Annotated in this window: 17 protein-coding genes and 3 rRNA genes; 1 reads left to right on the top strand and 19 read right to left on the bottom strand. The window is 45.5% G+C overall.

All coding sequences use genetic code 11. The annotated features are described in order from the left end of the window. Positions 1-58: 58 nt before the first annotated feature. From rrf to hflX, 9 genes are all read right to left on the bottom strand, one after another. Positions 59-175 (bottom strand): 5S ribosomal RNA (gene rrf / locus ACOJQI_RS08410). A gap of 87 nt (positions 176-262) precedes the next feature. Next, positions 263-3,198: ribosomal RNA gene (locus ACOJQI_RS08405) — 23S ribosomal RNA — on the bottom strand. Between the two features lie 294 nt (positions 3,199-3,492). Further along, positions 3,493-5,043, bottom strand: a 16S ribosomal RNA gene (locus tag ACOJQI_RS08400). Together the 16S, 23S and 5S rRNA genes form the textbook arrangement of a ribosomal RNA operon. A 392-nt stretch (positions 5,044-5,435) precedes the next feature. Next, the gene (locus tag ACOJQI_RS08395; protein WP_421384782.1) at positions 5,436-6,275 is read right to left on the bottom strand and encodes a tyrosine-type recombinase/integrase; all 840 of its coding nucleotides are present in this window, start codon (positions 6,273-6,275) and stop codon (positions 5,436-5,438) included. Positions 6,276-6,522: 247 nt separating this feature from the next. Beyond that, positions 6,523-7,737 (bottom strand): S8 family peptidase, encoded by a 1,215-nt coding sequence (locus tag ACOJQI_RS08390; RefSeq protein ID WP_421384780.1) that lies wholly within the window; start codon positions 7,735-7,737, stop codon positions 6,523-6,525. 404 nt (positions 7,738-8,141) lie between these two features. Further along, on the bottom strand, positions 8,142-9,476 hold the full coding sequence (glnA, locus tag ACOJQI_RS08385; protein WP_421384778.1) for a type I glutamate--ammonia ligase: 1,335 nt from the start codon (positions 9,474-9,476) through the stop codon (positions 8,142-8,144). Between the two features lie 45 nt (positions 9,477-9,521). After that, complete coding sequence (locus ACOJQI_RS08380) at positions 9,522-9,929, bottom strand: MerR family transcriptional regulator (RefSeq protein WP_421384776.1); 408 nt, start codon at positions 9,927-9,929, stop codon at positions 9,522-9,524. 148 nt (positions 9,930-10,077) lie between these two features. After that, complete coding sequence (locus ACOJQI_RS08375) at positions 10,078-11,346, bottom strand: aminotransferase class I/II-fold pyridoxal phosphate-dependent enzyme (RefSeq protein WP_421385427.1); 1,269 nt, start codon at positions 11,344-11,346, stop codon at positions 10,078-10,080. Between the two features lie 67 nt (positions 11,347-11,413). Next, entirely contained in the window at positions 11,414-12,709 is a 1,296-nt protein-coding gene (hflX, locus tag ACOJQI_RS08370) for a GTPase HflX (protein ID WP_421384774.1), read from the bottom strand. 228 nt (positions 12,710-12,937) lie between these two features. On the opposite strand from hflX, the gene ACOJQI_RS08365 reads away from it, so the two are divergent. Next, positions 12,938-13,546, top strand: a complete 609-nt coding sequence (locus tag ACOJQI_RS08365; RefSeq protein WP_421384772.1) for a trimeric intracellular cation channel family protein — start codon at positions 12,938-12,940, stop codon at positions 13,544-13,546. 105 nt (positions 13,547-13,651) lie between these two features. Here ACOJQI_RS08365 and ACOJQI_RS08360 read toward each other — a convergent pair whose 3' ends face one another. The 10 genes from ACOJQI_RS08360 to ACOJQI_RS08315 all read right to left on the bottom strand — a co-directional run bounded on the left by ACOJQI_RS08360 (position 13,652) and on the right by ACOJQI_RS08315 (position 25,585). Continuing rightward, entirely contained in the window at positions 13,652-15,007 is a 1,356-nt protein-coding gene (locus tag ACOJQI_RS08360; RefSeq protein ID WP_421384770.1) for an aspartate aminotransferase family protein, read from the bottom strand. A gap of 97 nt (positions 15,008-15,104) precedes the next feature. After that, positions 15,105-16,571 carry a CoA-acylating methylmalonate-semialdehyde dehydrogenase gene (locus tag ACOJQI_RS08355; protein ID WP_421384768.1) on the bottom strand — a complete coding sequence of 489 codons (1,467 nt, stop codon included), beginning with the start codon at positions 16,569-16,571 and terminating at the stop codon, positions 15,105-15,107. Between the two features lie 185 nt (positions 16,572-16,756). Beyond that, positions 16,757-18,358 (bottom strand): PucR family transcriptional regulator, encoded by a 1,602-nt coding sequence (locus tag ACOJQI_RS08350; protein ID WP_421384766.1) that lies wholly within the window; start codon positions 18,356-18,358, stop codon positions 16,757-16,759. A gap of 66 nt (positions 18,359-18,424) precedes the next feature. Continuing rightward, complete coding sequence (locus ACOJQI_RS08345; RefSeq protein ID WP_421384764.1) at positions 18,425-18,607, bottom strand: hypothetical protein; 183 nt, start codon at positions 18,605-18,607, stop codon at positions 18,425-18,427. An 18-nt stretch (positions 18,608-18,625) separates the two neighbouring features. After that, a complete protein-coding gene (locus ACOJQI_RS08340; protein WP_421384762.1) occupies positions 18,626-18,829 on the bottom strand; it encodes a hypothetical protein in 204 nt (67 codons plus the stop codon). A gap of 27 nt (positions 18,830-18,856) precedes the next feature. Further along, positions 18,857-20,323, bottom strand: a complete 1,467-nt coding sequence (locus ACOJQI_RS08335) for an NCS1 family transporter (protein WP_421384760.1) — start codon at positions 20,321-20,323, stop codon at positions 18,857-18,859. A 137-nt stretch (positions 20,324-20,460) separates the two neighbouring features. After that, positions 20,461-21,885: a dihydropyrimidinase gene (gene hydA, locus ACOJQI_RS08330; protein ID WP_421384758.1), complete on the bottom strand. Its 1,425-nt coding sequence runs from the start codon at positions 21,883-21,885 to the stop codon at positions 20,461-20,463. A 16-nt stretch (positions 21,886-21,901) separates the two neighbouring features. Then, a complete protein-coding gene (gene preA / locus ACOJQI_RS08325) occupies positions 21,902-23,188 on the bottom strand; it encodes an NAD-dependent dihydropyrimidine dehydrogenase subunit PreA (RefSeq protein WP_421384756.1) in 1,287 nt (428 codons plus the stop codon). Positions 23,189-23,213: 25 nt separating this feature from the next. Then, positions 23,214-24,596 carry an NAD(P)-dependent oxidoreductase gene (locus ACOJQI_RS08320; RefSeq protein ID WP_421384754.1) on the bottom strand — a complete coding sequence of 461 codons (1,383 nt, stop codon included), beginning with the start codon at positions 24,594-24,596 and terminating at the stop codon, positions 23,214-23,216. Positions 24,597-24,694: 98 nt separating this feature from the next. After that, positions 24,695-25,585 (bottom strand): nitrilase-related carbon-nitrogen hydrolase, encoded by an 891-nt coding sequence (locus tag ACOJQI_RS08315; protein WP_421384752.1) that lies wholly within the window; start codon positions 25,583-25,585, stop codon positions 24,695-24,697. Positions 25,586-25,909: the final 324 nt, after the last annotated feature.

The raw sequence follows: 25,909 nt of genomic DNA, 5'->3' as shown, positions 1-25,909 counted from the left end.
CGGTTTCCTTTTCATTTCAAACACAAAAAAGAGTACCACATCGGGTACTCTTTTGATTGCCTGGCGACGTCCTACTCTCACAGGGGGAGATCCCCCAACTACCATCGGCGCTGAAGAGCTTAACTTCCGTGTTCGGCATGGGAACGGGTGTGACCTCTTCGCCTTAATCACCAGACTATGTATGAAGTTGAAAGAACATCGTTCTCTCAAAACTAGATAAAGTTTCTGAAGAAAAGAAAGTATTCCGAGTTCGCTATAAATTGTGGTTAAGTCCTCGATCGATTAGTATCTGTCAGCTGCACGTGTCGCCACGCTTCCACCTCAGACCTATCTACCTGATCATCTTTCAGGGATCTTACTCACATAAAGTGATGGGAAATCTCATCTCGAGGGGGGCTTCATGCTTAGATGCTTTCAGCACTTATCCCTTCCGCACATAGCTACCCAGCGATGCCTTTGGCAAGACAACTGGTACACCAGCGGTGCGTCCATCCCGGTCCTCTCGTACTAAGGACAGCTCCTCTCAAATTTCCTGCGCCCACGACGGATAGGGACCGAACTGTCTCACGACGTTCTGAACCCAGCTCGCGTACCGCTTTAATGGGCGAACAGCCCAACCCTTGGGACCGACTACAGCCCCAGGATGCGATGAGCCGACATCGAGGTGCCAAACCTCCCCGTCGATGTGGACTCTTGGGGGAGATAAGCCTGTTATCCCCGGGGTAGCTTTTATCCGTTGAGCGATGGCCCTTCCATGCGGAACCACCGGATCACTAAGCCCGACTTTCGTCCCTGCTCGACTTGTAGGTCTCGCAGTCAAGCTCCCTTGTGCCTTTACACTCTGCGAATGATTTCCAACCATTCTGAGGGAACCTTTGGGCGCCTCCGTTACTCTTTAGGAGGCGACCGCCCCAGTCAAACTGCCCACCTGACACTGTCTCCCACCCCGATCAGGGGCGCGGGTTAGAAGTTCAACACAGCCAGGGTAGTATCCCACCGACGCCTCCACCGAAGCTGGCGCTCCGGTTTCCAAGGCTCCTACCTATCCTGTACAAGCTGTGCCAAAATTCAATATCAGGCTACAGTAAAGCTCCACGGGGTCTTTCCGTCCTGTCGCGGGTAACCTGCATCTTCACAGGTACTATAATTTCACCGAGTCTCTCGTTGAGACAGTGCCCAGATCGTTGCGCCTTTCGTGCGGGTCGGAACTTACCCGACAAGGAATTTCGCTACCTTAGGACCGTTATAGTTACGGCCGCCGTTTACTGGGGCTTCGGTTCGCACCTTCGCTTGCGCTAAGCACTCCCCTTAACCTTCCAGCACCGGGCAGGCGTCAGCCCCTATACTTCGCCTTACGGCTTCGCAGAGACCTGTGTTTTTGCTAAACAGTCGCCTGGGCCTATTCACTGCGGCTCTCTCGGGCTTGCACCCTACCAGAGCACCCCTTCTCCCGAAGTTACGGGGTCATTTTGCCGAGTTCCTTAACGAGAGTTCTCTCGCTCACCTTAGGATTCTCTCCTCGCCTACCTGTGTCGGTTTGCGGTACGGGCACCTTTTTCCTCGCTAGAGGCTTTTCTTGGCAGTGTGGAATCAGGAACTTCGGTACTATATTTCCCTCGCTGTCACAGCTCAGCCTTAACGGTGACGGGATTTGCCTCATCACCAGCCTAACTGCTTAGACGCGCATATCCAGCAGCGCGCTTACCCTATCCTCCTGCGTCCCCCCATCACTCAAACGGAAAAGAGGTGGTACAGGAATATCAACCTGTTATCCATCGCCTACGCCTTTCGGCCTCGGCTTAGGTCCCGACTAACCCTGAGCGGACGAGCCTTCCTCAGGAAACCTTAGGCATTCGGTGGACAGGATTCTCACCTGTCTTTCGCTACTCATACCGGCATTCTCACTTCTAAGCGCTCCACCAGTCCTTACGGTCCAGCTTCACAGCCCTTAGAACGCTCTCCTACCACTGACACCAGACGGTGTCAATCCACAGCTTCGGTGATACGTTTAGCCCCGGTACATTTTCGGCGCAGAGTCACTCGACCAGTGAGCTATTACGCACTCTTTAAATGGTGGCTGCTTCTAAGCCAACATCCTGGTTGTCTAAGCAACTCCACATCCTTTTCCACTTAACGTATACTTTGGGACCTTAGCTGGTGGTCTGGGCTGTTTCCCTTTCGACTACGGATCTTATCACTCGCAGTCTGACTCCCATGGATAAGTCTTTGGCATTCGGAGTTTGTCTGAATTCGGTAACCCGATGAGGGCCCCTAGTCCAAACAGTGCTCTACCTCCAAGACTCTTACTACATGAGGCTAGCCCTAAAGCTATTTCGGAGAGAACCAGCTATCTCCAAGTTCGATTGGAATTTCTCCGCTACCCACACCTCATCCCCGCACTTTTCAACGTGCGTGGGTTCGGGCCTCCATTCAGTGTTACCTGAACTTCACCCTGGACATGGGTAGATCACCTGGTTTCGGGTCTACGACCACATACTCATTCGCCCTGTTCAGACTCGCTTTCGCTGCGGCTCCGTCTTTCCGACTTAACCTTGCATGGGATCGTAACTCGCCGGTTCATTCTACAAAAGGCACGCCATCACCCGTTAACGGGCTCTGACTACTTGTAGGCACACGGTTTCAGGTTCTATTTCACTCCCCTTCCGGGGTGCTTTTCACCTTTCCCTCACGGTACTGGTTCACTATCGGTCACTAGGGAGTATTTAGCCTTGGGAGATGGTCCTCCCAGCTTCCGACGGGATTTCACGTGTCCCGCCGTACTCAGGATCCACTCAAGAGGGAACGAAGTTTCGACTACAGGGTTGTTACCTTCTGTGACGAGCCTTTCCAGACTTCTTCGTCTACTTCGTTCCTTTGTAACTCCGTATAGAGTGTCCTACAACCCCAAGAGGCAAGCCTCTTGGTTTGGGCTAATCCCGTTTCGCTCGCCGCTACTCAGGGAATCGCGTTTGCTTTCTCTTCCTCCGGGTACTTAGATGTTTCAGTTCCCCGGGTCTGCCTTCCATACCCTATGTATTCAGATATGGATACTGCACCATTACGTGCAGCGGGTTCCCCCATTCGGAAATCTCCGGATCAAAGCTTACTTACAGCTCCCCGAAGCATATCGGTGTTAGTCCCGTCCTTCATCGGCTCCTAGTGCCAAGGCATCCACCGTGCGCCCTTTCTAACTTAACCGTCGGCGAACGATAAGCTTCGGATTGCGGCGTTGCCTTCGTTTCTTCCGCTGCTCATGTACTGTTAAGGTACAATCCGCTGCTCAGAAACTCGGCGCCTTGCACTCCTCGCTTCTCCTTCACCTTAGTTTTAATGAAATATCTCATAAGAGATATCCTAAAATGGCGAATTCTCGGTTCTTTCTTGACTTTCTTCATATATCTTTATCTAGTTTTCAAAGAACAATGTTTTGATGGTTAAACCATCAAAACTGAACAAAACAAAATCAAATCGTCACGTCTCATATATCCTTAGAAAGGAGGTGATCCAGCCGCACCTTCCGATACGGCTACCTTGTTACGACTTCACCCCAATCATCTGTCCCACCTTAGGCGGCTGGCTCCAAAAGGTTACCTCACCGACTTCGGGTGTTACAAACTCTCGTGGTGTGACGGGCGGTGTGTACAAGGCCCGGGAACGTATTCACCGCGGCATGCTGATCCGCGATTACTAGCGATTCCAGCTTCATGCAGGCGAGTTGCAGCCTGCAATCCGAACTGAGAACGGTTTTATGGGATTTGCTGAACCTCGCGGTCTCGCTGCCCTTTGTACCGTCCATTGTAGCACGTGTGTAGCCCAGGTCATAAGGGGCATGATGATTTGACGTCATCCCCACCTTCCTCCGGTTTGTCACCGGCAGTCATCTTAGAGTGCCCAACTGAATGCTGGCAACTAAGATCAAGGGTTGCGCTCGTTGCGGGACTTAACCCAACATCTCACGACACGAGCTGACGACAACCATGCACCACCTGTCACTCTGTCCCCCGAAGGGGAAAGCCCTATCTCTAGGGTTGTCAGAGGATGTCAAGACCTGGTAAGGTTCTTCGCGTTGCTTCGAATTAAACCACATGCTCCACCGCTTGTGCGGGCCCCCGTCAATTCCTTTGAGTTTCAGTCTTGCGACCGTACTCCCCAGGCGGAGTGCTTAATGCGTTAGCTGCAGCACTAAAGGGCGGAAACCCTCTAACACTTAGCACTCATCGTTTACGGCGTGGACTACCAGGGTATCTAATCCTGTTTGCTCCCCACGCTTTCGCGCCTCAGCGTCAGTTACAGACCAGAAAGTCGCCTTCGCCACTGGTGTTCCTCCACATATCTACGCATTTCACCGCTACACGTGGAATTCCACTTTCCTCTTCTGCACTCAAGTCCCCCAGTTTCCAATGACCCTCCACGGTTGAGCCGTGGGCTTTCACATCAGACTTAAGAGACCGCCTGCGCGCGCTTTACGCCCAATAATTCCGGACAACGCTTGCCACCTACGTATTACCGCGGCTGCTGGCACGTAGTTAGCCGTGGCTTTCTGGTTAGGTACCGTCAAGGTGCCGCCCTATTCGAACGGCACTTGTTCTTCCCTAACAACAGAGCTTTACGATCCGAAAACCTTCATCACTCACGCGGCGTTGCTCCGTCAGACTTTCGTCCATTGCGGAAGATTCCCTACTGCTGCCTCCCGTAGGAGTCTGGGCCGTGTCTCAGTCCCAGTGTGGCCGATCACCCTCTCAGGTCGGCTACGCATCGTCGCCTTGGTGAGCCGTTACCTCACCAACTAGCTAATGCGCCGCGGGTCCATCTGTAAGTGGCAGCCGAAGCCGCCTTTCCACTCTTCCCCATGCGGGGAAAAGAACTATCCGGTATTAGCCCCGGTTTCCCGGAGTTATCCCAGTCTTACAGGCAGGTTACCCACGTGTTACTCACCCGTCCGCCGCTGACTTCAGGGAGCAAGCTCCCATCAGTCCGCTCGACTTGCATGTATTAGGCACGCCGCCAGCGTTCGTCCTGAGCCAGGATCAAACTCTCCGATAGAAGTTTGACTTGCTCATTTGCTAATTATAGTGTTAGCAACTTTGTAAGAACTAGGTTCTTACTAGAATTAACGTTGACGTTTTGTCTTGTTTTGTTCAGTTTTCAAGGTTCAATCACTCAGAAGTCTATCATAACATGATGTTTCGTTCATGTCAACTTCTGCGAAAAAAGTATTTTTTATGATTGCTCCGTTTGAAGCAACTTTTATATCTTATCATCGGCAGCAGTCTGTGTCAACAAGTAAATCAACATTTTTTCGACTGCTTAACTAATACATTTCATACAGTGCTTCCTGAGAAGCGACAAAAACTAATATACCATTTATACTGCACACATGCAAGACATTCCTTCATAAAAAAGAGGAAAGCCTTCAAGACCATCCTTCTATATGATCAATGATCCTTCATAAACGTTTTATGGATGGCTTCTTCAAGAGCCAACTGTTCGATCCTGGATTTAGAATACCTTTTAGTGACGTTAATATCTTTGTGGCCTGCCAATCTCGATACAATCTCAATACTTACTCCTTTATCAACAAGCTGCTGGCAAAAAGTATGTCTGAGCTTATGGGGATGGACGTCGAATTTTTTCAGCATATACTGAATAGATCTTTCCGTAAGCCTTTCTTGCGCTCTGGAGACAAACAAGGCTTCCTGCACTTGAGAAGTTTCTATATACTTTTTCAAGTGATGCCTTGCTTCATCAGACAATGGAATCGTCCGCTGATCGCCTGTAGGTGATTTGACTGTAATCACGCTGTTCTCTAAGTCAACATCAGATTTGTCCAAGGAACAAAGCTCTGATACACGGATCCCTGTATGCAGCAGGGTATAGACAATTGCAACATTACGGTTGTTGGATTCTTCTTTAACCTTTTTTAACAGATCGTTACGTTGACTTTCATTCAGAGTTTCAATTTCCGCTTTCTTTTCAACTGTTATAATGTTGATTTCTGAAGTTAGTTCTGGTTTCTTTAGAAATTTAGAGTAGGTTCGGATTACGCCAAGAATTTTATCAGTGGTAACCGGACTCCTCCCTTGATCCTCCAAAAAGTGAATATACTTCTGTACTTCCATACGGGAAAAATCATTTAAGGTCTTTCCCTTTGACTGAAGCCAGTCCTGGTATTTTTTCAGTTCTCTTTCATAGGTAGTTACCGTATTAGCTGACTTCCCTTCCTTTTCAAGCCAAACTGTAAACTTTTCGATAAGATTATTAGGAGACTGTCCCAAGATTATACACCCCTGTAAAAAGACTTGGTTTCTTTCATGTTAATGGCTTCAAAACAGGAAGTCAACTTCCGCGAAAAATATTTCGCAATAATTTCAAATATTCTTAACACACAAATCTTCCATTAACCATATTACTGCCTTTCATTTTACGAAACTGATCTGGGACGATGCAGTCCTAATTCAGGTTTACCAGCCTGAAAGCGAAACAGGAAGCCCTGAATCAAAGTTCAAGGCTTCCTGTTTCAGTTTAGTATCTTACAGCATCGTACGAATTAATTCTTCCATACTTGAAGTAGGTGCCGGTTCCGCCAATCGGATCAGCTGTCTGTTCAATCGCTGCACGAATTTGAACATTGCTCCGTCCTTGACTTGCCAGCAATCCCGCTAGTCCAGCAACGTGAGGCGACGCCATTGATGTACCTGACATGTAAGCATACCCGTTGTTAGGGACGTTTGCTGCAATATCTACACCAGGTGCAGTAACGTCGACCCAAGAACCATAGTTAGAGAAGGATGCTTTTCTATCCCTGGAGTCAACTGCTCCTACAGCAATTACATTAGCATAGGAGGCAGGTTCAAATGTAGTAGAAACACCATCATTTCCTGCTGCGGCCACAACCACAGAACCTTTGTTCCAAGCGTAATCCACAGCATTTTTAAGAGTGGTGGTACTGCAATCGCAGCCTAACGAAAGATTGATGACCTCTGCTCCGGCATCGGCTGCATATCGAATTCCGTCTGCAATGTCAGCGAGGGAACCACTTCCGTTCGCATCAAGGACCCGGACAGCAAGAATTTTTGTGTTAGGCGCCATACCTGCAATGCCAGTTCCGTTATTCGTCTCTGCAGCAGCTGTTCCTGCAACGTGGGTACCGTGGCCATTCAAGTCCATTGGATAATAGTCATTATCAACAAAGTCATAACCCCGGAGCGTTTTTCCATCAAGATCCGGGTGGTTGTAGTCTACTCCGGTGTCGAGTACAGCTATTTCCTGCCCGCTGCTTCCCCGGGTGTAATCCCAGGCGTAATTGGTATCAGTGTTCTGCGGTCCATATTGGTAGCCTTGATAGTAGGTATCATTAGGAGTCCAAGTTGCTGAGAATTTGTAGTTAGGTTCAGCATATTCAACGTTAGGGTTTTTGCTTAGCGCTTTAGCAGCAGCTTCTACATTCCCCACTTTCAATACTTTAAAATCAGAATCAACCTCATCTTCATCCACTGCCTCTACAGCCCCAACTTCCTTCAGTACATTGCCTTTCTCAGAGGAACCAGCATCTTTCTTAAACTTTACGATGACTTCACCTTTTACATAACTTCCTTTTTCGAGGTTAACTTTGACTGCTGGCTGTTTAGGAGCATTTTCTAGAGGGTTTGAATCCTTTGCTAGTGCACTTCCTCCGAAACTAGGAAAAACAGCAAGGGATGCAGCAAGCGACAAGGCGGCAATTTTTTTGAATTTCATCTAACATTCCTCCATTCTCAAAATTTGTCAAGATCTGATTCAGCTTTAACTCTTAATCAGTTTTCGACAAGCTCCCCTCCTTCTTTTAATAGTTGACAAGAGTCATAGGATATCTGCAAACACAGTATGTAATGACTCTTGATACTTGGATTCTAGCAGATTCATCAACTTAACTGAATACAGCGCGAATTTTGAAAATTGGTTAAATTTAGGGGGTGAAGAGCGTGGATTTTAAGATAATCTTACTAATCATGAAATATTTCCAACAACCACTTTCAAACCGTTAATTATTTATAGGAAAAAGGTCGGTGATTTTCACAATACAAATACTAAAAAATTTTTTATTCCGCACAAAAAAACCCTCAACGCAATGTGCGCCAAGGGTTTTGAGTTGTGTTTATTTATCAATACATTTGCAGATACTGCTCGCGCTCCCAAGGATGAACTTGTGTACGGAACATATCCCATTCGATTTCTTTTGCTTCGATGAAGTGTTCGAAGATGTGGCCGCCGAGGGCTTTCACCATTACTTCATCTTTCTTAAGAGCTTCAAGGGCATTGGAAAGGTTCGATGGAAGATCCTCAATTCCCGCTTCTTCACGCTCTTGTTTGTTCATAACATAGATATTGCGGTCCACTGGTTTTGGAGCCTTCATTTCGTTCTTGATTCCATCCAAACCTGCTGCAAGCAATACAGACATTGCAAGGTAAGGGTTAGCCGCCGGGTCTACACTTCTTACTTCTACACGAGTACTCATTCCTCGTGAAGCAGGGATTCGAATCAACGGACTGCGGTTCTGCGCAGACCACGCAACATAACAAGGTGCTTCGTAGCCTGGAACCAGACGCTTATAAGAGTTAACAGTCGGGTTTGTGATGGCAGTGAAACCCGTGGCATGCTTGATCGTTCCCGCAAGGAACTGGCGTGCTGTCTCACTTAATTGAAGTTCTCCGTTTTCATCAAAGAATGAATTCTTGCCATCTTTGAATAGAGACATGTTGCAGTGCATACCCGATCCATTTACACCGAATAGCGGCTTAGGCATGAACGTTGCATGAAGACCATGTTTACGCGCGATTGTTTTAACAACAAGCTTAAACGTTTGAATATCATCGCACGCTTTAAGAGCCGATGCATATTTAAAGTCGATTTCATGCTGCCCAGGTGCAACCTCATGGTGAGATGCTTCAATTTCGAAGCCCATTTCTTCTAGTTCAAGTACGATATCTCTTCTGCAGTTTTCACCCAGGTCTGTTGGCGCAAGGTCAAAATAACCGCCGTTATCGTTCAATTCCAACGTAGGCTGCCCTTCTACATCAAGCTTGAAGAGGAAGAATTCCGGTTCAGGTCCAAGGTTGAAATCAGAGAATCCAAGTTCCTCCATCTCTTTAAGGACACGTTTCAGGTTGCTGCGCGGATCTCCTTCGAAAGGAGTGCCGTCCGGATTATAGATGTCACAAATCAATCGTGCCACTTTACCTTTTTCAGCTGTCCACGGGAATACAACCCAAGTATCGTAGTCAGGGTATAATTTCATATCTGATTCTTCAATCCTGACAAAACCTTCGATCGAAGAACCATCAAACATCATTTCATTATCTAAAGCTTTCCCTAATTGACTTACCGGGATCTCAACGTTTTTGATTGTCCCCAAGATATCAGTGAACTGCAAGCGGATAAATTTAACATTCTCCTTGTCAGCCATTTCTAAAATGTCTTCACGAGTAAACTTTCCCATCTTAACTAATTCCTCCTCAAGATTATCAGTAATTTCATTTTTGAATTAATGGAAAAAGCGTGACAGATCTCCTTGTCGAAGTGAGGATTTGTTGAAACGACCCGCATGAAGGAGTTCGTTCCTCAACAATTTTCTCAACTCTTGATCGGTTAAATCCGGTTTCGCTTTTACCTCTTGCTGCTTATTCGCATTTGTTTCTTGTTGTTCTTCTTGTACAGCAAATATTTTTTTGATACCTGCCATGTTGATTCCTTGGTCCAATAAATCCTTAATTTCAAGTAATTTATCGATATCATTCAAGGAGAAGAGCCTGCGCTTTCCTTCCGTTCTTGCAGGGAAGATCAATTCATTCTCTTCATAGTAGCGAACCTGGCGAGCAGTCAAATCAGTAAGCTGCATGACAATCCCCATCGGGAACAACGGCATGCTTCGTCTAATTTCACTTCCACTCATCCCGATCCACCTCCTTCTTGCTTTCCTGATATCATTATATTCTATGTAAGGAATATTGTCAAAGAAATGTTAGGAAAACTTACATGACATTTCAATAAAAAAGGACAGCTCATTTTTAAGCTATCCTTTTAAAAAGTAAATATCCTATTTAGATCGTGATTAAACCTTTTTCCATTAACTTATTAATACTTGTCAAGATTGCAATCTTCACATGGGAATAGGTCAGCCCGCCTTGAACATAAGCCGTATAAGGAGGCCGGATCGGACCATCGGCCGAAAGTTCGATGCTTGCTCCCTGAATGAATGTACCGGCTGCCATGATCACATCATCTTCATATCCTGGCATGTAGTTTGGATGAGGTGTGAAATGTGAATTGATGGGTGAAGCAAACTGAATAGCCTGGCAGAAGGCCACCATTTTATCTTTATCATCAAACTGGACAGATTGAATCAAGTCGGTTCTCTCTGCATCCCATGCAGGATTCGTATTCATACCGAGGCTTTCAAGAACTGCCGACGTAAATACAGCTCCTTTTAATGCCTGCGCCACTACATGCGGGGCAGAGAAGAATCCTTGATACATTTCTTGCAGAGAATATAATGAAGCTCCTGCTTCAGCTCCTATCCCAGGAGACGTCATTCGATAAGAACAGGCTCTGACCAATCCTTTGTTTCCGGCTATGTAACCTCCTGTTTTAGCCAGGCCCCCGCCAGGATTTTTGATGAGCGAGCCGGCAATCAGGTCTGCTCCTATGTGGCAAGGTTCCTGATCTTCAACAAATTCCCCATAACAATTATCAACAAAAACCACGACATCCGGTTTGATTTCTTTCACGAAATCAATCATTTCTTTGATCTGTTGAATTTTGAAGGAAGGTCGGTTAGCATATCCTTTCGAACGCTGAATCCCAATCATTTTTGTATTGGGCTTGATTGCTTTTGACACGGCCGCAAAGTCTACAGAACCGTCATCTTTAAGAGGGATTGACTGATAACCAATCCCAAACTCTTTCAAAGAACCTGTGCCTTCGCCTCTGGTCCCAACGATCTCTTCCAGGGTGTCATATGGCTTTCCTGTGATATATAACAATTCATCACCAGGGCGAAGAACACCGAAAAGTGAAATGGATATCGCATGAGTTCCTGAGATGATCTGCGGTCGGACCAGGGCTGCTTCCCCGCCAAATACATCAGCATAAATCAGTTCGAGAGTATCTCTGCCAATATCATCATATCCGTACCCTGTTGATGGGATGAAATGGGAATCACTGACGCGATGTTTTTGAAAGGATGATAATACCCTGAACTGGTTGGCTTCTGCACGCCTGTCGATGCTTTGATGAATGTTTGCTATCTTTTCTTCAGCCTGTACAGCTAAAGATTGAAGTTGTTTGCCGTAAGTCAAATATTGATACATGTATTTCTCCTTCTGTAAAGCCACTGTCATTTATGGATCTCTTTCTTACACAGGAAGTAGACAGCTGTTACTTTTGATATTTCTTGATGCTTCCCGTTACAGGATGATCGGTCAATGAATAACCCTTAGCCTCATAGGTATGAGTTTCTTCATTGAATTCAAGTTTTCTTAGAATCGTGTCATTTTTCAGCTGCGATAAGAGCTTTCCTTCACTTGAAGGGAGATGGACATGATAGGCTTCCATCTGTTCTATGACTATTTCCTCTATTTTATCTTTCAGGTTTGTCCGGTCTTCTTCATCCAAGGCACTGATAATGATTTTTTCGCTGCTGCTGTCCGGCACAAAGTCAGGATGCATCTCATCTCTTTTATTATAAATCGTCAGCTGCGGAATATGATCCATTTCCAATTCCTTCAAAAGATTTTGAACTGTTTTCTCATGATTATTGTAATCCGGATTGGAACTATCGACGACGTGCAATAGAAGGTCCGCTTCTTTTACTTCTTCTAATGTCGACCTGAATGCAGCAACCAACGCAGTAGGAAGATCCTGAATGAAACCAACCGTATCCGTAACCAGCGCTGTATACCCGCTGGGAAGGATCAATTTTCGGGTCAGCGGATCAAGCGTCGCGAATAATTGATTTTCTTCGTATGAATCCGCAATCGAAATCCGGTTGAAAAGAGTGGACTTCCCCGCATTGGTATAACCCATCAAAGCCATCTGAAATGTTTTATTCTTTTTACGCCGTTCCCTGTAACGCTCACGATGGTCGACCACCACCTGCAAGGATTTCTTTATATCATCAATCCGGCGGCGGATATGGCGGCGGTCACTCTCAAGCTTCGTCTCACCGGGTCCTCTCGTACCGATTCCCCCGGCTAGACGGGACATCGCCGTCCCTTTACCAACCAAGCGGGGCAGCATGTATTGCAGCTGCGCTAATTCCACTTGCAGCTTCCCCTCCTTGGAGCGGGCTCTTTGGGCAAAGATATCCAATATCAACTGTGTTCTGTCTATCACCCTGGCCTCTAGCTGTTCTGACAAATTGCGGATCTGGCTTGGCGACAGTTCATCATTAAAAATGACAAGGTCAGGTTCAAACTGTTCTTCAAGCGCTATTAGTTCTTCGACTTTCCCTTTGCCTATGTAAGTTTTGGGGTGGATGCGTTCCCGCTTTTGGCTTAAGGCTGCCACAACCTCCGCTTGAGCCGTTTCGGTCAATGACGCAAGTTCTTCCATAGAGTACTGAAAGCGCTGGTCATCTTCTTGGATTTGACATCCGACAAGAATGGCTTTTTCAATCATTTTTTCTTCCAAACAGAATCCTTCTTTCCTTTTATATTTTCTATTGTTCATCATATCAAAAACCACATATAAACACTATGTTTAACCTTTTTGAAAATGTGATAAAAAAAGGTTGCAAAACGTATTTTGCGTGTTAAAATCAATATGTTTGAATCGAGTTTCAAACCAACAACCATGGAGAGTTTCTTTAACAGATTAACGCATTAACTTACTGAGGGACAGTCCCCCGTTGCGTTAATGTGTTAAAGGAATTCCGGAAATAACAGCAAAGGGGGAACAGGTATGACTTGGGAAGTTCTTAGTATCATCGGCACAATCGCTTTTGCCGTTTCCGGAGCAATCGTTGCAATGGAAGAAGAATATGACATTCTTGGCGTTTACATCTTAGGTATCGTTACTGCATTTGGAGGGGGAGCGATCCGAAACCTTCTAATCGGTGTCCCAGTCTCGGCGTTATGGGAACAAGGCTTTTTGTTCCAAATCGCACTTCTATCGATTACGGCAGTTTTTATATTCCCAAATAACCTGCTCCGCCATTGGCGGCGCTGGGGAAACTTCTTCGATGCGATCGGTTTGTCAGCTTTCGCGATTCAGGGAGCCATCTATGCATCGGAGATGAATCACCCGATCAGCGCTATCATCGTGGCTGCAGTTCTTACTGGAAGCGGCGGCGGAATGATCAGGGATCTGCTTGCCGGCAGAAAACCATTGGTGCTCAGATCTGAAATTTACGCCGTTTGGGCTGTCCTTTGCGGCGCTGCCATCGGCCTGAAACTAGTCACCGAAGCTTGGGAATTATATACTCTCTTCATTTTAACCACTTCCTTAAGAGTATTGTCTTATTCTTTAAAATGGAGACTCCCAAATCGAAATATCAAAGCATTTCAATAACAAAAAACTTGGACCTAAAGGTTCAAGTTTTTTTCTATCTATCGGCGACTATCAACACGTCCAAAGCATATAAAAAGCACCTGCAATCCTGCAGGCGCCAACTCATTATCGCAGACTATTGATTCCGTCACATACCGTCTTCAGAAGGAAATCCAGGTCTTCCACTTCAATATTCAAAGGCGGGGAAATCGTCAAAACATTGTTAAATCCGGCCACCGTCGCTCCATTTTTGCCAATGATGACTCCTTTAGATTTACAATATCCGATCACCTGGTTGACTTGATCAACCGGCAAAGGTTCTTTTGTTTTTTTATCTTCAACAAGCTCGATACCGAACAGCAGCCCTTTTCCACGCACATCCCCAACAAACTTGTGCTCCTGAAGCCGGGTTTTGAGTGTGTTAATCGCTTTCTCTCCCAACTCCGCTGAACGTTCAAACAGCTTTTCGTCCTCCATTATTTCAATATTCTTCAAGGCCAATGCACAAGCGGCAGGATTGCCTCCAAAGGTATTGATATGCCTGAAGTAATCGTATTCCTCCGTACCTTTGAACGCTTCATAAATTTCCCGCTTCACTGCTGTGGCAGACAACGGAAGGTAAGCACTCGTGATTCCTTTGGCCATAGTGATTATATCCGGCTTAACCCCATAATTCATAAAACCGAATGGCTTTCCGGTACGGCCAAAACCGCAAATGACCTCATCAACAATCAGAAGCGCTCCATGCTTTTCGCAAACTTCCTTGGCTGCCTTCATATATCCGTCCTGGGGAACAAGAACACCCCCGCCCGTGATGATGGGTTCCATAATCAATGCAGCAACTGTTTCACTCAACTCCCAGGTCATTGCCTGGTCAATTGCTCTTACTCCCGGCAGCACTTGTGGATTGCCGCCAGCGACTTCATCCCGGTATGAGTCAGGAGGAGGTACATGAATAAAACCAGGCGCCAAGGGTTCATACTTGTATTTCCTTTGAGCCTGGCCTGTAGCAGCCAGTGCTCCCATGGAATTGCCGTGATATGCCCTGTAACGCGAGACAATCTTGTATCTTTCCCCTTCACCTTTTTGCTGATGGTACTGCCGCGCAATCTTAAAGGCTGTCTCATTTGCCTCAGATCCGCTGTTGGAAAAGAAAATGACGTAATCATCCCCGAGCATTTCATTAAGCTTTTCAGCCAGTTGAATAGCCGGGGAATGACTTTGTGTCAAAGGAAAGTAAGCCATCTTCTTCAGCTGCTCATAGGCTGCCTCAGCCAGCTCCTGACGACCATACCCTACATTGACACACCACAATCCTGCCATACCATCCAAGTATTTATCTCCATTATGATCGGTTATCCAAGAACCATTCGACTCTTCGACCACCATAGTCCCGGACGGGTTATACGGCTTCATGGAGTGCCATACAAATTGTTCATCATGGGATAACAATTCTTCCTGTGATTGCCTCGTTTTCACCAAGAAGACTCCTCCTTCTTCCTTAAAATAAGGACCTGCGCTCGAATCTCTTTCATTAAAGATAATATGATTCCGTTCTACCCTATAGAAATATCCGTACTTAAAAGTCGAATCTGGAAGTAACCATTTTCTTTCTTGTAAAGAAGTTCACCCCGTCTTTTCCGTTCACGTGCATATCCCCATAGAAGGAATCCTTCCATCCTGAAAACGGGAAAAAGGCCATTGTTGCCGGCACCCCGACATTGATGCCCAGCATTCCGGCATCTGCCTCTTCTCTGAACTGCCTTACTGCTTTTGCATCTTTTGTATAGATTGTAGCGCCATTGCCAAAACGTGATTGACGGATATAATCCAAACCTTCATCTAAATCCTTCGCCCGAAGCAAACTCAGTACCGGAGCAAACATTTCTTCCTTCGCAATCGTCATTTCTGGTGTTACATGATCAAAAATGGTAGCGCCCAGGAAATTCCCCTCATTAAATGCGTCCATATCCTTACGCCCATCCCTTATGAGAGAAGCACCTTCTTCGAGTCCTTTTTCAATGTACTTGAGGGTTCTTTCCCGGTTCTCTTTACGAATGACCGGCGTCAATAGTACTTCTTCATCCATACCATTCCCAATACCTATTTCATCCGCCTTTTTATTCAGCGCCTGAACAAATTGTTCATTGTCCCCAACCACAACCACCGCACTGCATGCCATACAGCGCTGACCTGCACTTCCGAATGCAGAGCTGATGATGTGTTCAGCCGCTTTATCCACGTCCGCATCAGGCATCACGACATGGTGGTTCTTGGCACCGGAAAGCGCCTGAACTCTTTTCCCTTTAGAAGCAGCCTGCTCATATACATACTTGGCAACCGGCTGAGAACCAACAAAAGAAATGGCCGCAATGTCTTGGTGTTCCAAAAGCCCATTGACCACATCATGTGCCCCATGGACAACATTCAGGACCCCATTGGGAATTCCCGCTTCTGTCAATAACTCGGCGAGCCTGTTCGCAAGGATTGGTGTTCTTTCAGAAGGTTTTAAAACAAAAGTATTTCCGCAGGCGATTGCCAACGGGAACATCCATAACGGTACCATCATCGGAAAGTTGAATGGAGTGATTCCGCCTACAACTCCAAGCGGATAACGAAACATTTCCGAATCAATATCCTCTGCGATTCCACTTAATGTTTCCCCCATCATCAAGGTGGGTGCTCCGCAGGCAAACTCTACACATTCAAGCCCCCGCTGCACTTCCCCATAAGCTTCTTTAAAGGACTTTCCGTTTTCCTGGACGACCAATTTAGCAAGCTCTTCATGATTTTCAGATAATAATGCATGATATTTATAAAGGTATCGCGCCCGCTTTGGCACCGGAACGGTCCGCCAGGTCTTCGATGCTTTTTTCGCCGCTTTCACTGCACGATCAACATCTTCCTTAGTCGAAATTGGAACCCTGGCAAGCTCTTTATTCGTTGCGGGATTCACAACTTCCAGAGTTTGTGAACTTAACGATTCGACCCATTCACCGTCAATATAGTTTTTCAACACAGCAACTTCTTCTTTGATCACTGACATATTAATCCTCCCTCATTCCCACTCATGAATTTGTGAAATACTTTATTTTCATTATGAATGATATTGATAGTGCTTTCATTAGACACAATGTACAATAACCCCGGTTGTCCTTTTTACAGTTTGGACCTTAATAAATATTTTGTTTTGGGTTTTTTTCCGCCCAACCGCGGACCAGGATCTAGAAACTATTTAATAGAAATTTTCTCTGCGGCAGCCAGCGGATTTAAATAATCGTGGGCATTTAAAAGAAACTCGATCGCCACCCGCTTTTCCGGGTTCATGAAATCTTCCCCTATCAGCTCTTCAATTTTCTTCAAACGGTGGTACAGCGTTTGCCTGACGATAAAGAGGCGTTTAGCCGTCTCCTGTTTCGACCCTTGGCATCTCAAGAAAACTTTTAATGTTTGAAGAAGGCTGCCGGCTTGATTCTGATCGTACTTCAAAATTGGAGCAAGATATTCATCAATCATCTCTTGCAGGTTCACATTACAATGCACGGTCGATATAAGACGGTATAGATGCAAATCTTCGAAAAAATAAAACCTTTGATGGCCATCGACCTTTGAGCGGTACAATAAACTTTCCGCTGCTGATTGGTAACTTTTGTGAATATCCTTTATTTCTTCCAGATACTTCCCTACTGCAAAAATGACGTCTGTCGCCTTTTGAAAGAATTCAGTTTCGAGAATCTTTTCAAAAGCATGGGATATCCTTGATTTCCAATTCTTACTTGAACGATGATCAAGCAGGATAAAAATGAGATTATCTCCTTCTTTCTCTACTAACATCTTATAACCTTGTTGTTCAAACAGACTCCTGGCTGTCAATTTAAAATATGTTACATCCATCTCTTCCTTTTCTCTCATTTTTTTCAGACGGCAGACACAGACAACCCCGCCAGTTATCCTTTCTTTAATATCAGATAAATAGCTTGATAGCCTTTCCTCCGTTTGTTCGCCTTTTAACCAGGACATGATCCACTTCGATTCATCAATCCGTTTCTTTTCATTAAAATATAACTCTCTCATCAGGAATTGAGCCAATGCGGTTGAAGTCCTGTCCAAGAGCAGCAGTTCATACTCACTAAAAGGAAAATCCTCCCGATAGATCAGAATCTCTGCATACTCCTGTTCGAGCAGAAGGACTTTCTTGGAAACCAAAAATGGTGACCCCTCTTTCCCATCCCCTTCAAACATCTTACGAAAATGCTCTTCTTCTGTCCGCCGCACCTTGGGATAAATAGCGACTTCATTGTCCTTAAGCTTAAGCAGAACGGGTACCTTCAGTTCCTTATGTAAAACTTCCAGTATCTCCCTAAAATGATTGACTTTCAGCAGCTTCTTGTTAAGCTCATGCCCAAATGTGTCAAGCTTCTTAATTATGCTGTACTGCTGATTAATAATCATGGAGTGGATATCCTGAGTGATGCTGACGAACGGCACTTCCTTATTGAAAACGATGATGGGGAAATCGTTTTTTTCTGCACATTCAAGTACAGAATCCGGAATCATCGAAATATTGGTATCAAGCTCAATACATATTGCGGAAGCCTCACATTCAATCAATTGCTGGATCAGAGAAAGAAAGATTTCTTCTTCTTTCAGCGCCAAACCTGTTGTAAGAATCAATTCATTTCCATTCAGAAGGTTTTTAATAGCAGGTACTTCCACAATGTGAACCCACTTAACCTGCCGATTGACACCCTTTTGGCCAGCAATGACTTTTGAGTGCTCGAAGTGCTTCCTCGAAAGAATATCTTCAACCGAGTAATAATAGTTACTTTTCATCCGATCCTCCCTCTTTACATTGTCAAAGTGAAATTAATAGAGAAAAAGGATTGGATAAACCAATCCTTACTCTTTTATACGGGGAATCGTGAAATACACCTCTTCATTCCATAGTTCAACCTTAAAGTGATCAGCAGTCAAGAAATCCATAACCCACTCCGCTAATTCTTCCGTTGTCTTAGAGAAGTCTTGCTGACGGCCTTCCCTCAATTCAAAACTATCTAATCCAGGAATGTTCAGGTCTTTCATGGAACTCCCCCCTTTCACTCAACCTTGGATCAATATATTCGAAAAGTATTTTCGTGCATTGGCGGTTTTGACATGAAGAGTGGTACTCTTTTTTTCTTTTGCATTAGAAAATAAGACGAATGCACCGCTTAGGTTTTCACTTATCTTCTCAATTCTGTAGCCCTGTTGAATCAAGTAATCTATCTTATCTCTTTCACTTAAAAATTCCTGATATTCCGACATAGCGACACTCCCTTCTTACTTACTAAATCAAATTCCCTTAACTGCCGGCACTTCTTCAACCACCGTTTCAGGTTCTGCTTCAATTTCCCAATCGCGGCCTACTGAAATACCCAGGTACAAATCATCGCTCGGGTTCACCAATTCGGATTGTTCATATTTTTTGAACCACCAGAACTTAGCTAAAATGTAGTAGCAAACAGCCCCTACACCAAAGCCTACAAGGAAGGAGAAACTCGGTACAAAGTAAGAAGCTACCCCGCCAAGTATCCAAGAGATGAAGCCTGCCAAATTGACGCCATTCATATATTTGTACTGCCCGTGTTCTTCGTAAAGATCAGGGACGTTTACCCTTCGTTTTCTGATGAAGTAGTAATCGGAAACAAGAATTCCCACGATGGCTGATAAGATCCCTCCGACAAATAGAAGGACAGGAATAATGACATCAAACAGGTTCCATGGCTGAACTACTGTTCCGACAATACCCGCTGTGATAACACCAGCCCAAAAAGGAAACTTCGGACCGCCGACATTTGAGAATATCGTCGCAGCAGGAACAATATTAGCAGCGATATTTGTTGACCACTGAGCCAGCACAATCATCAACAGGAGTATTCCCAGAATGAAGCCGCTCGCAGCTTCCTGCAGGGCAACAACAGGGTCATAGTTCAAAACGGCAATATACGACACCGCACCGATCAATACCATGAAAGACTGCGTGATAGGAAGGGCAACCAGATTACCGATGATGGCACTCCGATTTCTTTTGAACCAGTTTTTTTCATACTTAGGGGCTTTCATATAACGGGAGATCGATGGGATGTCCGCAGCCAGGGTAGCCCAGAATCCCATATTACTGAAAATGACCACAAGGAAAGCTGTAAATGCTGCACCGCCAGTAACAGGGCTCTCAACCCAGGACCAAATGTCCCTTCCCTGTGCCGCGGCTGAATCTGATAAAGATGAGTACATCCAGACAGAAATTAAAATAATAACGGGAGCAGCCAGATCGGCGAATCTTTCGACAGCCTTGATTCCAAGCGCTGTATTGACTAATTGCAGGAGTGCAAAAATTAAGAAACATACAAACCAGTTATCAAAGCCAAACAAAATATTCAGAATGCCATTCATGGCCGTTGCACCGAAGAAGGTGTTGATTCCGAACCACATGGAAGCTGCCAAACCACGGGTAACAGAAGGGATATGGGTTCCTATTGTCCCAAACGGTGCTCTCATATAGACAGGGAAGGAAAGACCGTGTTCAATACCGATATCCCCTGTCAAAGTAATAAAGAATCCGATGGCAAGGGAACCGATGACGGTTGCCAGCACTACCATTGGCAGCGGCAGAGAAATGACTCCTGCTCCCCCGATGGCAAAGGTCGCAAGTACAACAACCATTCCCACCCACATAAATGAATATCCTAGTTTTGTAATCTTTCGTTCACTTTCTTTGATTGGCAGCAAATCCGGTGACTTCAAATAGCTTTTCTTCACATTGAACACTCCCTTTTAGTTTGCTTCGAATGGCAAAACCTAACTTTAAAAAGAGAGGCGAACAGAGCAGGTTTGCTTCTAACCTGCTCTGTTAGCAGGAGCTGTTCTGGAATTTTCAGCAATATTTAAATCTGCTACTAGGACTTTGAGGATTGCAGCGTCTCGCTCTCTACTAATGGACAACCGTATTTCGCTCTCTTCACATACTTTCCTTTTCCAAGCTCGCCCACAAACTGTTTGTCTTTTACCACATATTCCCCTCTGGATAAGACTGATACCGGTTCACCTTTCACCTTCATTCCTTCAAAAGGATTGTAGTCAGCTGCCATATGGTGTGCTTCGGCAGAAATGACTCTCTCAGCATCCGGATCAAAGATAACAAGATCGGCATCTGATCCCACTGCAATGGTTCCCTTCTTAGGGTAAAGACCAAAAAGTTTCGCACTGCGGGTCGACATAATATCCACAAATTGATTTAAAGTAATCCTCCCTTTCTCCACCCCTTCAGAAAATAATATAGATACACGGTCCTCAATAATCGGCCCGCCATTCGGAATTTTCGTGAAATCATCTTTTCCAAGATCCTTTTGTCCTGTGAAGTCAAAGGAACACTGATCAGAACCCAGCGTTTGCAGCTGTCCGCTTTTCAAAGCATTCCATAATACATCCTGGTTCCACTTTTCACGCAGCGGAGGGGACCATACATATTTCGCTCCTTCGAAATTCGGCCTTTCCAGATAGGATTGGTCAAGCACCAAATACTGAGGGCACGTTTCACCCCAAACGTTAAGGCCCTTGCTTCTCGCTGAAGCAATCTGTTCAACCGCTTCCGCACACGAGACATGAACGACATAAAGCTGGGAATCAGCAAGGCCCGTCAGTTTGGCAGCCCTTCCAGTCGCCTCTCCCTCTAACTCCGGCGGTCTCGTCAAGGCATGATAGATCGGTTCTGTATTCCCCTCTTTTAAAGCTTTCTCTGTCAAATATTCTATGACATCGCCGTTTTCAGCATGGACCATGACAAGCGCTCCAAGGTCTTTCGCTGCCACTAATGTTCTAAAAAGAGTCTCATCGTCTGCCTGAAAGACATTTTTATAGGCCATGAATACTTTAAAAGAGGTAATGCCCTCATTATCAATTACTTCCGGAAGCTGCTCCAGTACCTCTTCATTGATTTCGCCGATCATAAGGTGGAAACTGTAATCGATGACAGCTTTCTCTTTAGACTTGGCATGCCAGGTATCAATCGCTTTTTGGAGCGGCTCGCCTTTATTCGTTAAACAAAAATCAATTAGCGTTGTGGTACCGCCAAACGCCGCAGCAATCGTTCCGCTTTCAAAATCATCCTTAGATACCGTCCCGCCAAAAGGCATCTCAAGGTGTGTATGTGGATCTACTCCTCCCGGGAAGATATATTTCCCTTCAGCATCAACCACTTCAGTATCTTTACCAACATCAAAGTTCTTCCCTATCGCAGCAATTCTCCCATCTTCAACAAGGATGTCAGCATTATACGTATCTGCCGCTGTGACGATTGTTCCATTTTGAATGACTTTTTTCATTTCTCTACCTCCACTATTATTTCACTGCATCAATGCTGCAATCAGCGATTCTTCCCACTGCCGCCTGGCGTTGGTTCCAGGTCATCGGCATATGGCCGCTTGGGACTTCTATCATGTCGATGGCTCCATCAACCGGACAGACGATCGAACACAAGTTACATCCAACACAATCTTCTTCTCTTACTTTCAAGTAGCTGCTGCCTGAAGCATCTTTCAGCATATCGATACATTGATGCGAAGTGTCTTCGCATGCAATATGGCACTTGTTGCAGTTGATGCAGACATCTGTATTGATTTTAGCGACTACACTATAATTCAGGTCGAGATTGCCCCAGTCAGAGAATTTGGGAACAGATTTCCCGACGATATCCTGAACAGAAGCGATGCCTTTTTCATCAAGATAATTATTCAACCCATCGATCATGTCTTCCACAATGCGGAAGCCATGATGCATTGCAGCCGTACACACCTGTACGCCGGATGCACCCATCAGCATGAATTCAACAGCATCCTGCCAGTTTGAAACGCCTCCCATTCCGGATATCGGTACATCGATCCGAGGGTTGCGTGCACATTCTGCCACCATATTCAGCGAAATAGGTTTCACTGCCGGTCCACAATAACCGCCGTGCGCGCCTTTTCCTGCCACATGGGGTATGGTATTCCATGAATCAAGATCTACCCCGGCCAGACTGTTAATCGTATTGATCATACTGACAGCATCCGCACCTCCCTGTACCGCTGCTTCCGCGGTTACCGTTATGTCGGTGATATTAGGGGTCAGCTTGACAATCACCGGAGTCGTCGCCACTTCCTTCACCCAGTAAGTCTGCTTTTCCACAAGCTCAGGTACTTGCCCGGATGCAGAGCCCATACCTCTTTCCGCCATTCCGTGCGGGCACCCAAAATTCAATTCCAGTCCATCGACCCCAACTTCTTCAACCTTCTTTACAATCTCATGCCACTTCTCTTGTTTTGGCTCTACCATTAACGAAGCAATGATTGCATGGTTAGGAAAACGCTTTTTGGTTTCATAGATTTCCTTCAAATTGACCTCTAAAGGACGATCTGTAATCAACTCGATGTTATTGAATCCCGCCACTCTTTGACCATTGAAGCTTACAGCTGCAAATCGCGATGAGACATTGATGATCGGCTCACCCAAAGTTTTCCACACAGCACCGCCCCAACCCGCTTCAAAAGCCCTTTGCACCTGGTATCCTGAATTCGTTGGCGGTGCAGATGCCAGCCAAAATGGGTTTGGTGATTTGATTCCTGCTAAATCAATATTTAAATTTGCCATGAGATCCCCCCTCAAAAACGTTTATTCAGTTGACTTTCACCAGCAGGTGATTCAAGTGATGAGCTGCCTGTTTCCCTTGTTCTGCCGCGGTTACCACCATCGCTTCACCAACGCCCTTGCCAAAAACAATGTCTCCGCATGCAAAGATTTTAGGATTTGATGTCTGGAACGTTTTCCGGTTCACCTGCACGACTCCATCCTTATGTTCCAGGCCGAATTGTTCAATCAATGATTGATGCCTTGTCTGGCCGATGGCTTTAATAACGGCATCGGCCGGTAAAATAAATTCAGATCCAGGTACAGGAACCGGCTTTCTTCGCCCATCATCACCAGGCTCTCCCAATTCCATCCTCACGCATTCAATCCCTGTCACCTTTCCTTCCTCATTGCCGATGATTCTTTTTGGAGAGGTGAGCCAGCGGAATTCCACTCCATCCTGCTTAGCGAACTCATACTCAAAGTCATAAGCAGTCATTTCTTCTTGAGTCCGGCGATAAAGGATCTTTACATTCCCGGCACCTAAGCGGACTGAGCACGTAGCACCATCAATCGCTGTATTGCCAGCTCCGATGACCACTACATTCTTGCCGAGATAATCCTTTGAAAGTTCTCCGCTCTTTGTTGCTTTTACAAACTCAATTGCATCATGCACGCCTTCTAAGTCCTCACCGTCAATCCTAAGATCCGGAACATGCGCCATACCGGCTGCCAGGATAATGAAATCATGCCTGTTGATCAATTCTTCAGCGGAAACATCCCGTCCGACTCTTGTATTCGTTTTGATTTCAACGTTGAGTTTCTTAACTTGGTCAACTTCCCAAAAAGACACAGACTGAGGCAGGCGGAAGGATACGATTCCATACGTGTTAAGGCCTCCTGCTTCTCCTTCAGCTTCATAAATCGTGACATCATAACCGAACCTGGCAAGTTCCCTGGCAGCGGATAAACCTGCCGGACCACCGCCGATGACTCCGACTGTCTTCCCGTTCGGTTCCCCTGCTTCAAAAAGAACCTCATCATTATGCCTTGCCCAGTCTGTTGCATAACGCTGCAAATCACCAATCATTATAGGTTTAGTAGAATGATTGAGAACACACGCACCCTCACACAACTCTTCAGTCGGACAAACCCGTGAGCAGCTGGCTCCCACAGGGTTTGAGAGCATAATAGTTTTGGCCGATCCCTTCAAATTTCCAGAAGCAATTTTCTTAATAAATGATGGTATATCGATTCCAGTCGGGCATGCCTGGATGCAAGGAGCATCATAGCAATACAGACATCGATTCGCTTCTTCCACCGCTTCCCTGCTGGATAACCCCCCATGGGCTTCCAGGAAGTTTTTCTCGAGATTAAGTAAAGATAAACTATTAGACAAACCGGCTTCCCCCTCTTCCGCTTTGATCAACATATTAATCCACTCTCTAGTAAAAACGCTTCGCCAAGCGTTCATGGCTGACAGTTATCACTGTCATATGCAGCATATAATTGTCAGCCATTCTATCAATATTAAGGAAGCAGTGCAGTCATTTCATTGTACGTTTCTGGCCTGCGGTCACGGTAGAACTGCCATGTATCCCGCACCTCCCGAATCATCTTCTTATTCATTTCACCTATGATTACTTCATCACTGGCCCGGCTTCCGATTGACACGAAACCTCCCCGTGGATCCACCAGGTATGACTGGCCGTAAAATTCACCCATATTCCACGGACCTTCATATCCCACTCGGTTTATCGCTCCTAAATAGTAGCCATTCGCCACAGCGTGGGCCGGTTGTTCCAGTTTCCATAAATACTCGGAAAGGCCGGCAACCGTGGCAGAAGGGTTAAAGACTATTTCTGCCCCTTTCAAGCCCAATAGGCGTGCGCCCTCAGGAAAATGGCGGTCATAACAAATGTAGACGCCCACTTTGGCATATGCCGTATCAAAGACTGGATATCCAAGGTTTCCTGGTTTAAAGTAATATTTCTCCCAGAATCCATATCCTTTATCCCCTACGCCGACATGTGGAATATGCTGTTTTCGGTATTTTCCAAGATAAGAACCATCGGCATCAATGACCGCGGCCGTATTGTAATATGTAGCAATCCCTTCCCTTTCATAAATCGGCAGGACAATGACTACGTTCAACTCTTTCGCCAAATCTTGAAATCTCTTCGTGGTTGGTCCATTTGGGATTTCCTCCGCGGAATCGTACCATTTAGGATTCTGTTCAGAGCAAAAATAAGGGCCATAAAAAATTTCCTGGAGACAAATGATTTGCGCTCCCTTCTTGGCCGCATCCTTTACCAGTTCAATATGTTTTTTGATGGCCTGCTCTTTATGAACCTCAACTGGCTCGTTTCCATCCACATCATGCGAAGCCTGGATCAGGCCGATCTTAACCACATCTGACATTTCAATTCCCCCTTAAAAGTCTTATTATAGAAAGCGCTTACAAATATATAGCTATACTTTCAGCGCTTTTCTGCAAGCTTGGCTATTCATCTGTATATTCATGGGATTTGCTTCATTTTAACTCGTACACCTGCTCAAAACATCTTACATTCTGTAACATCTAATCCAGAATATAATTGTCAAAGTGTCTACTCATACTTTAAGAACTTCCCTTGCTACTACCCTAGCACAGGTAATCTACGAAATTTGTAAAACAAGCTGTCCTGTTCAGAAGAAAATTCTTCTATTTATCGACAGTTTTTATAATTTTCAGATATTAATATT

The sequence above is a fragment of the Bacillus salacetis genome (assembly GCF_049177075.1).
Classification (GTDB): Bacteria; Bacillota; Bacilli; order Bacillales; family Bacillaceae_B; genus Rossellomorea; species Rossellomorea salacetis_A.
This window is presented reverse-complemented; position numbering and strand designations above follow the sequence as displayed.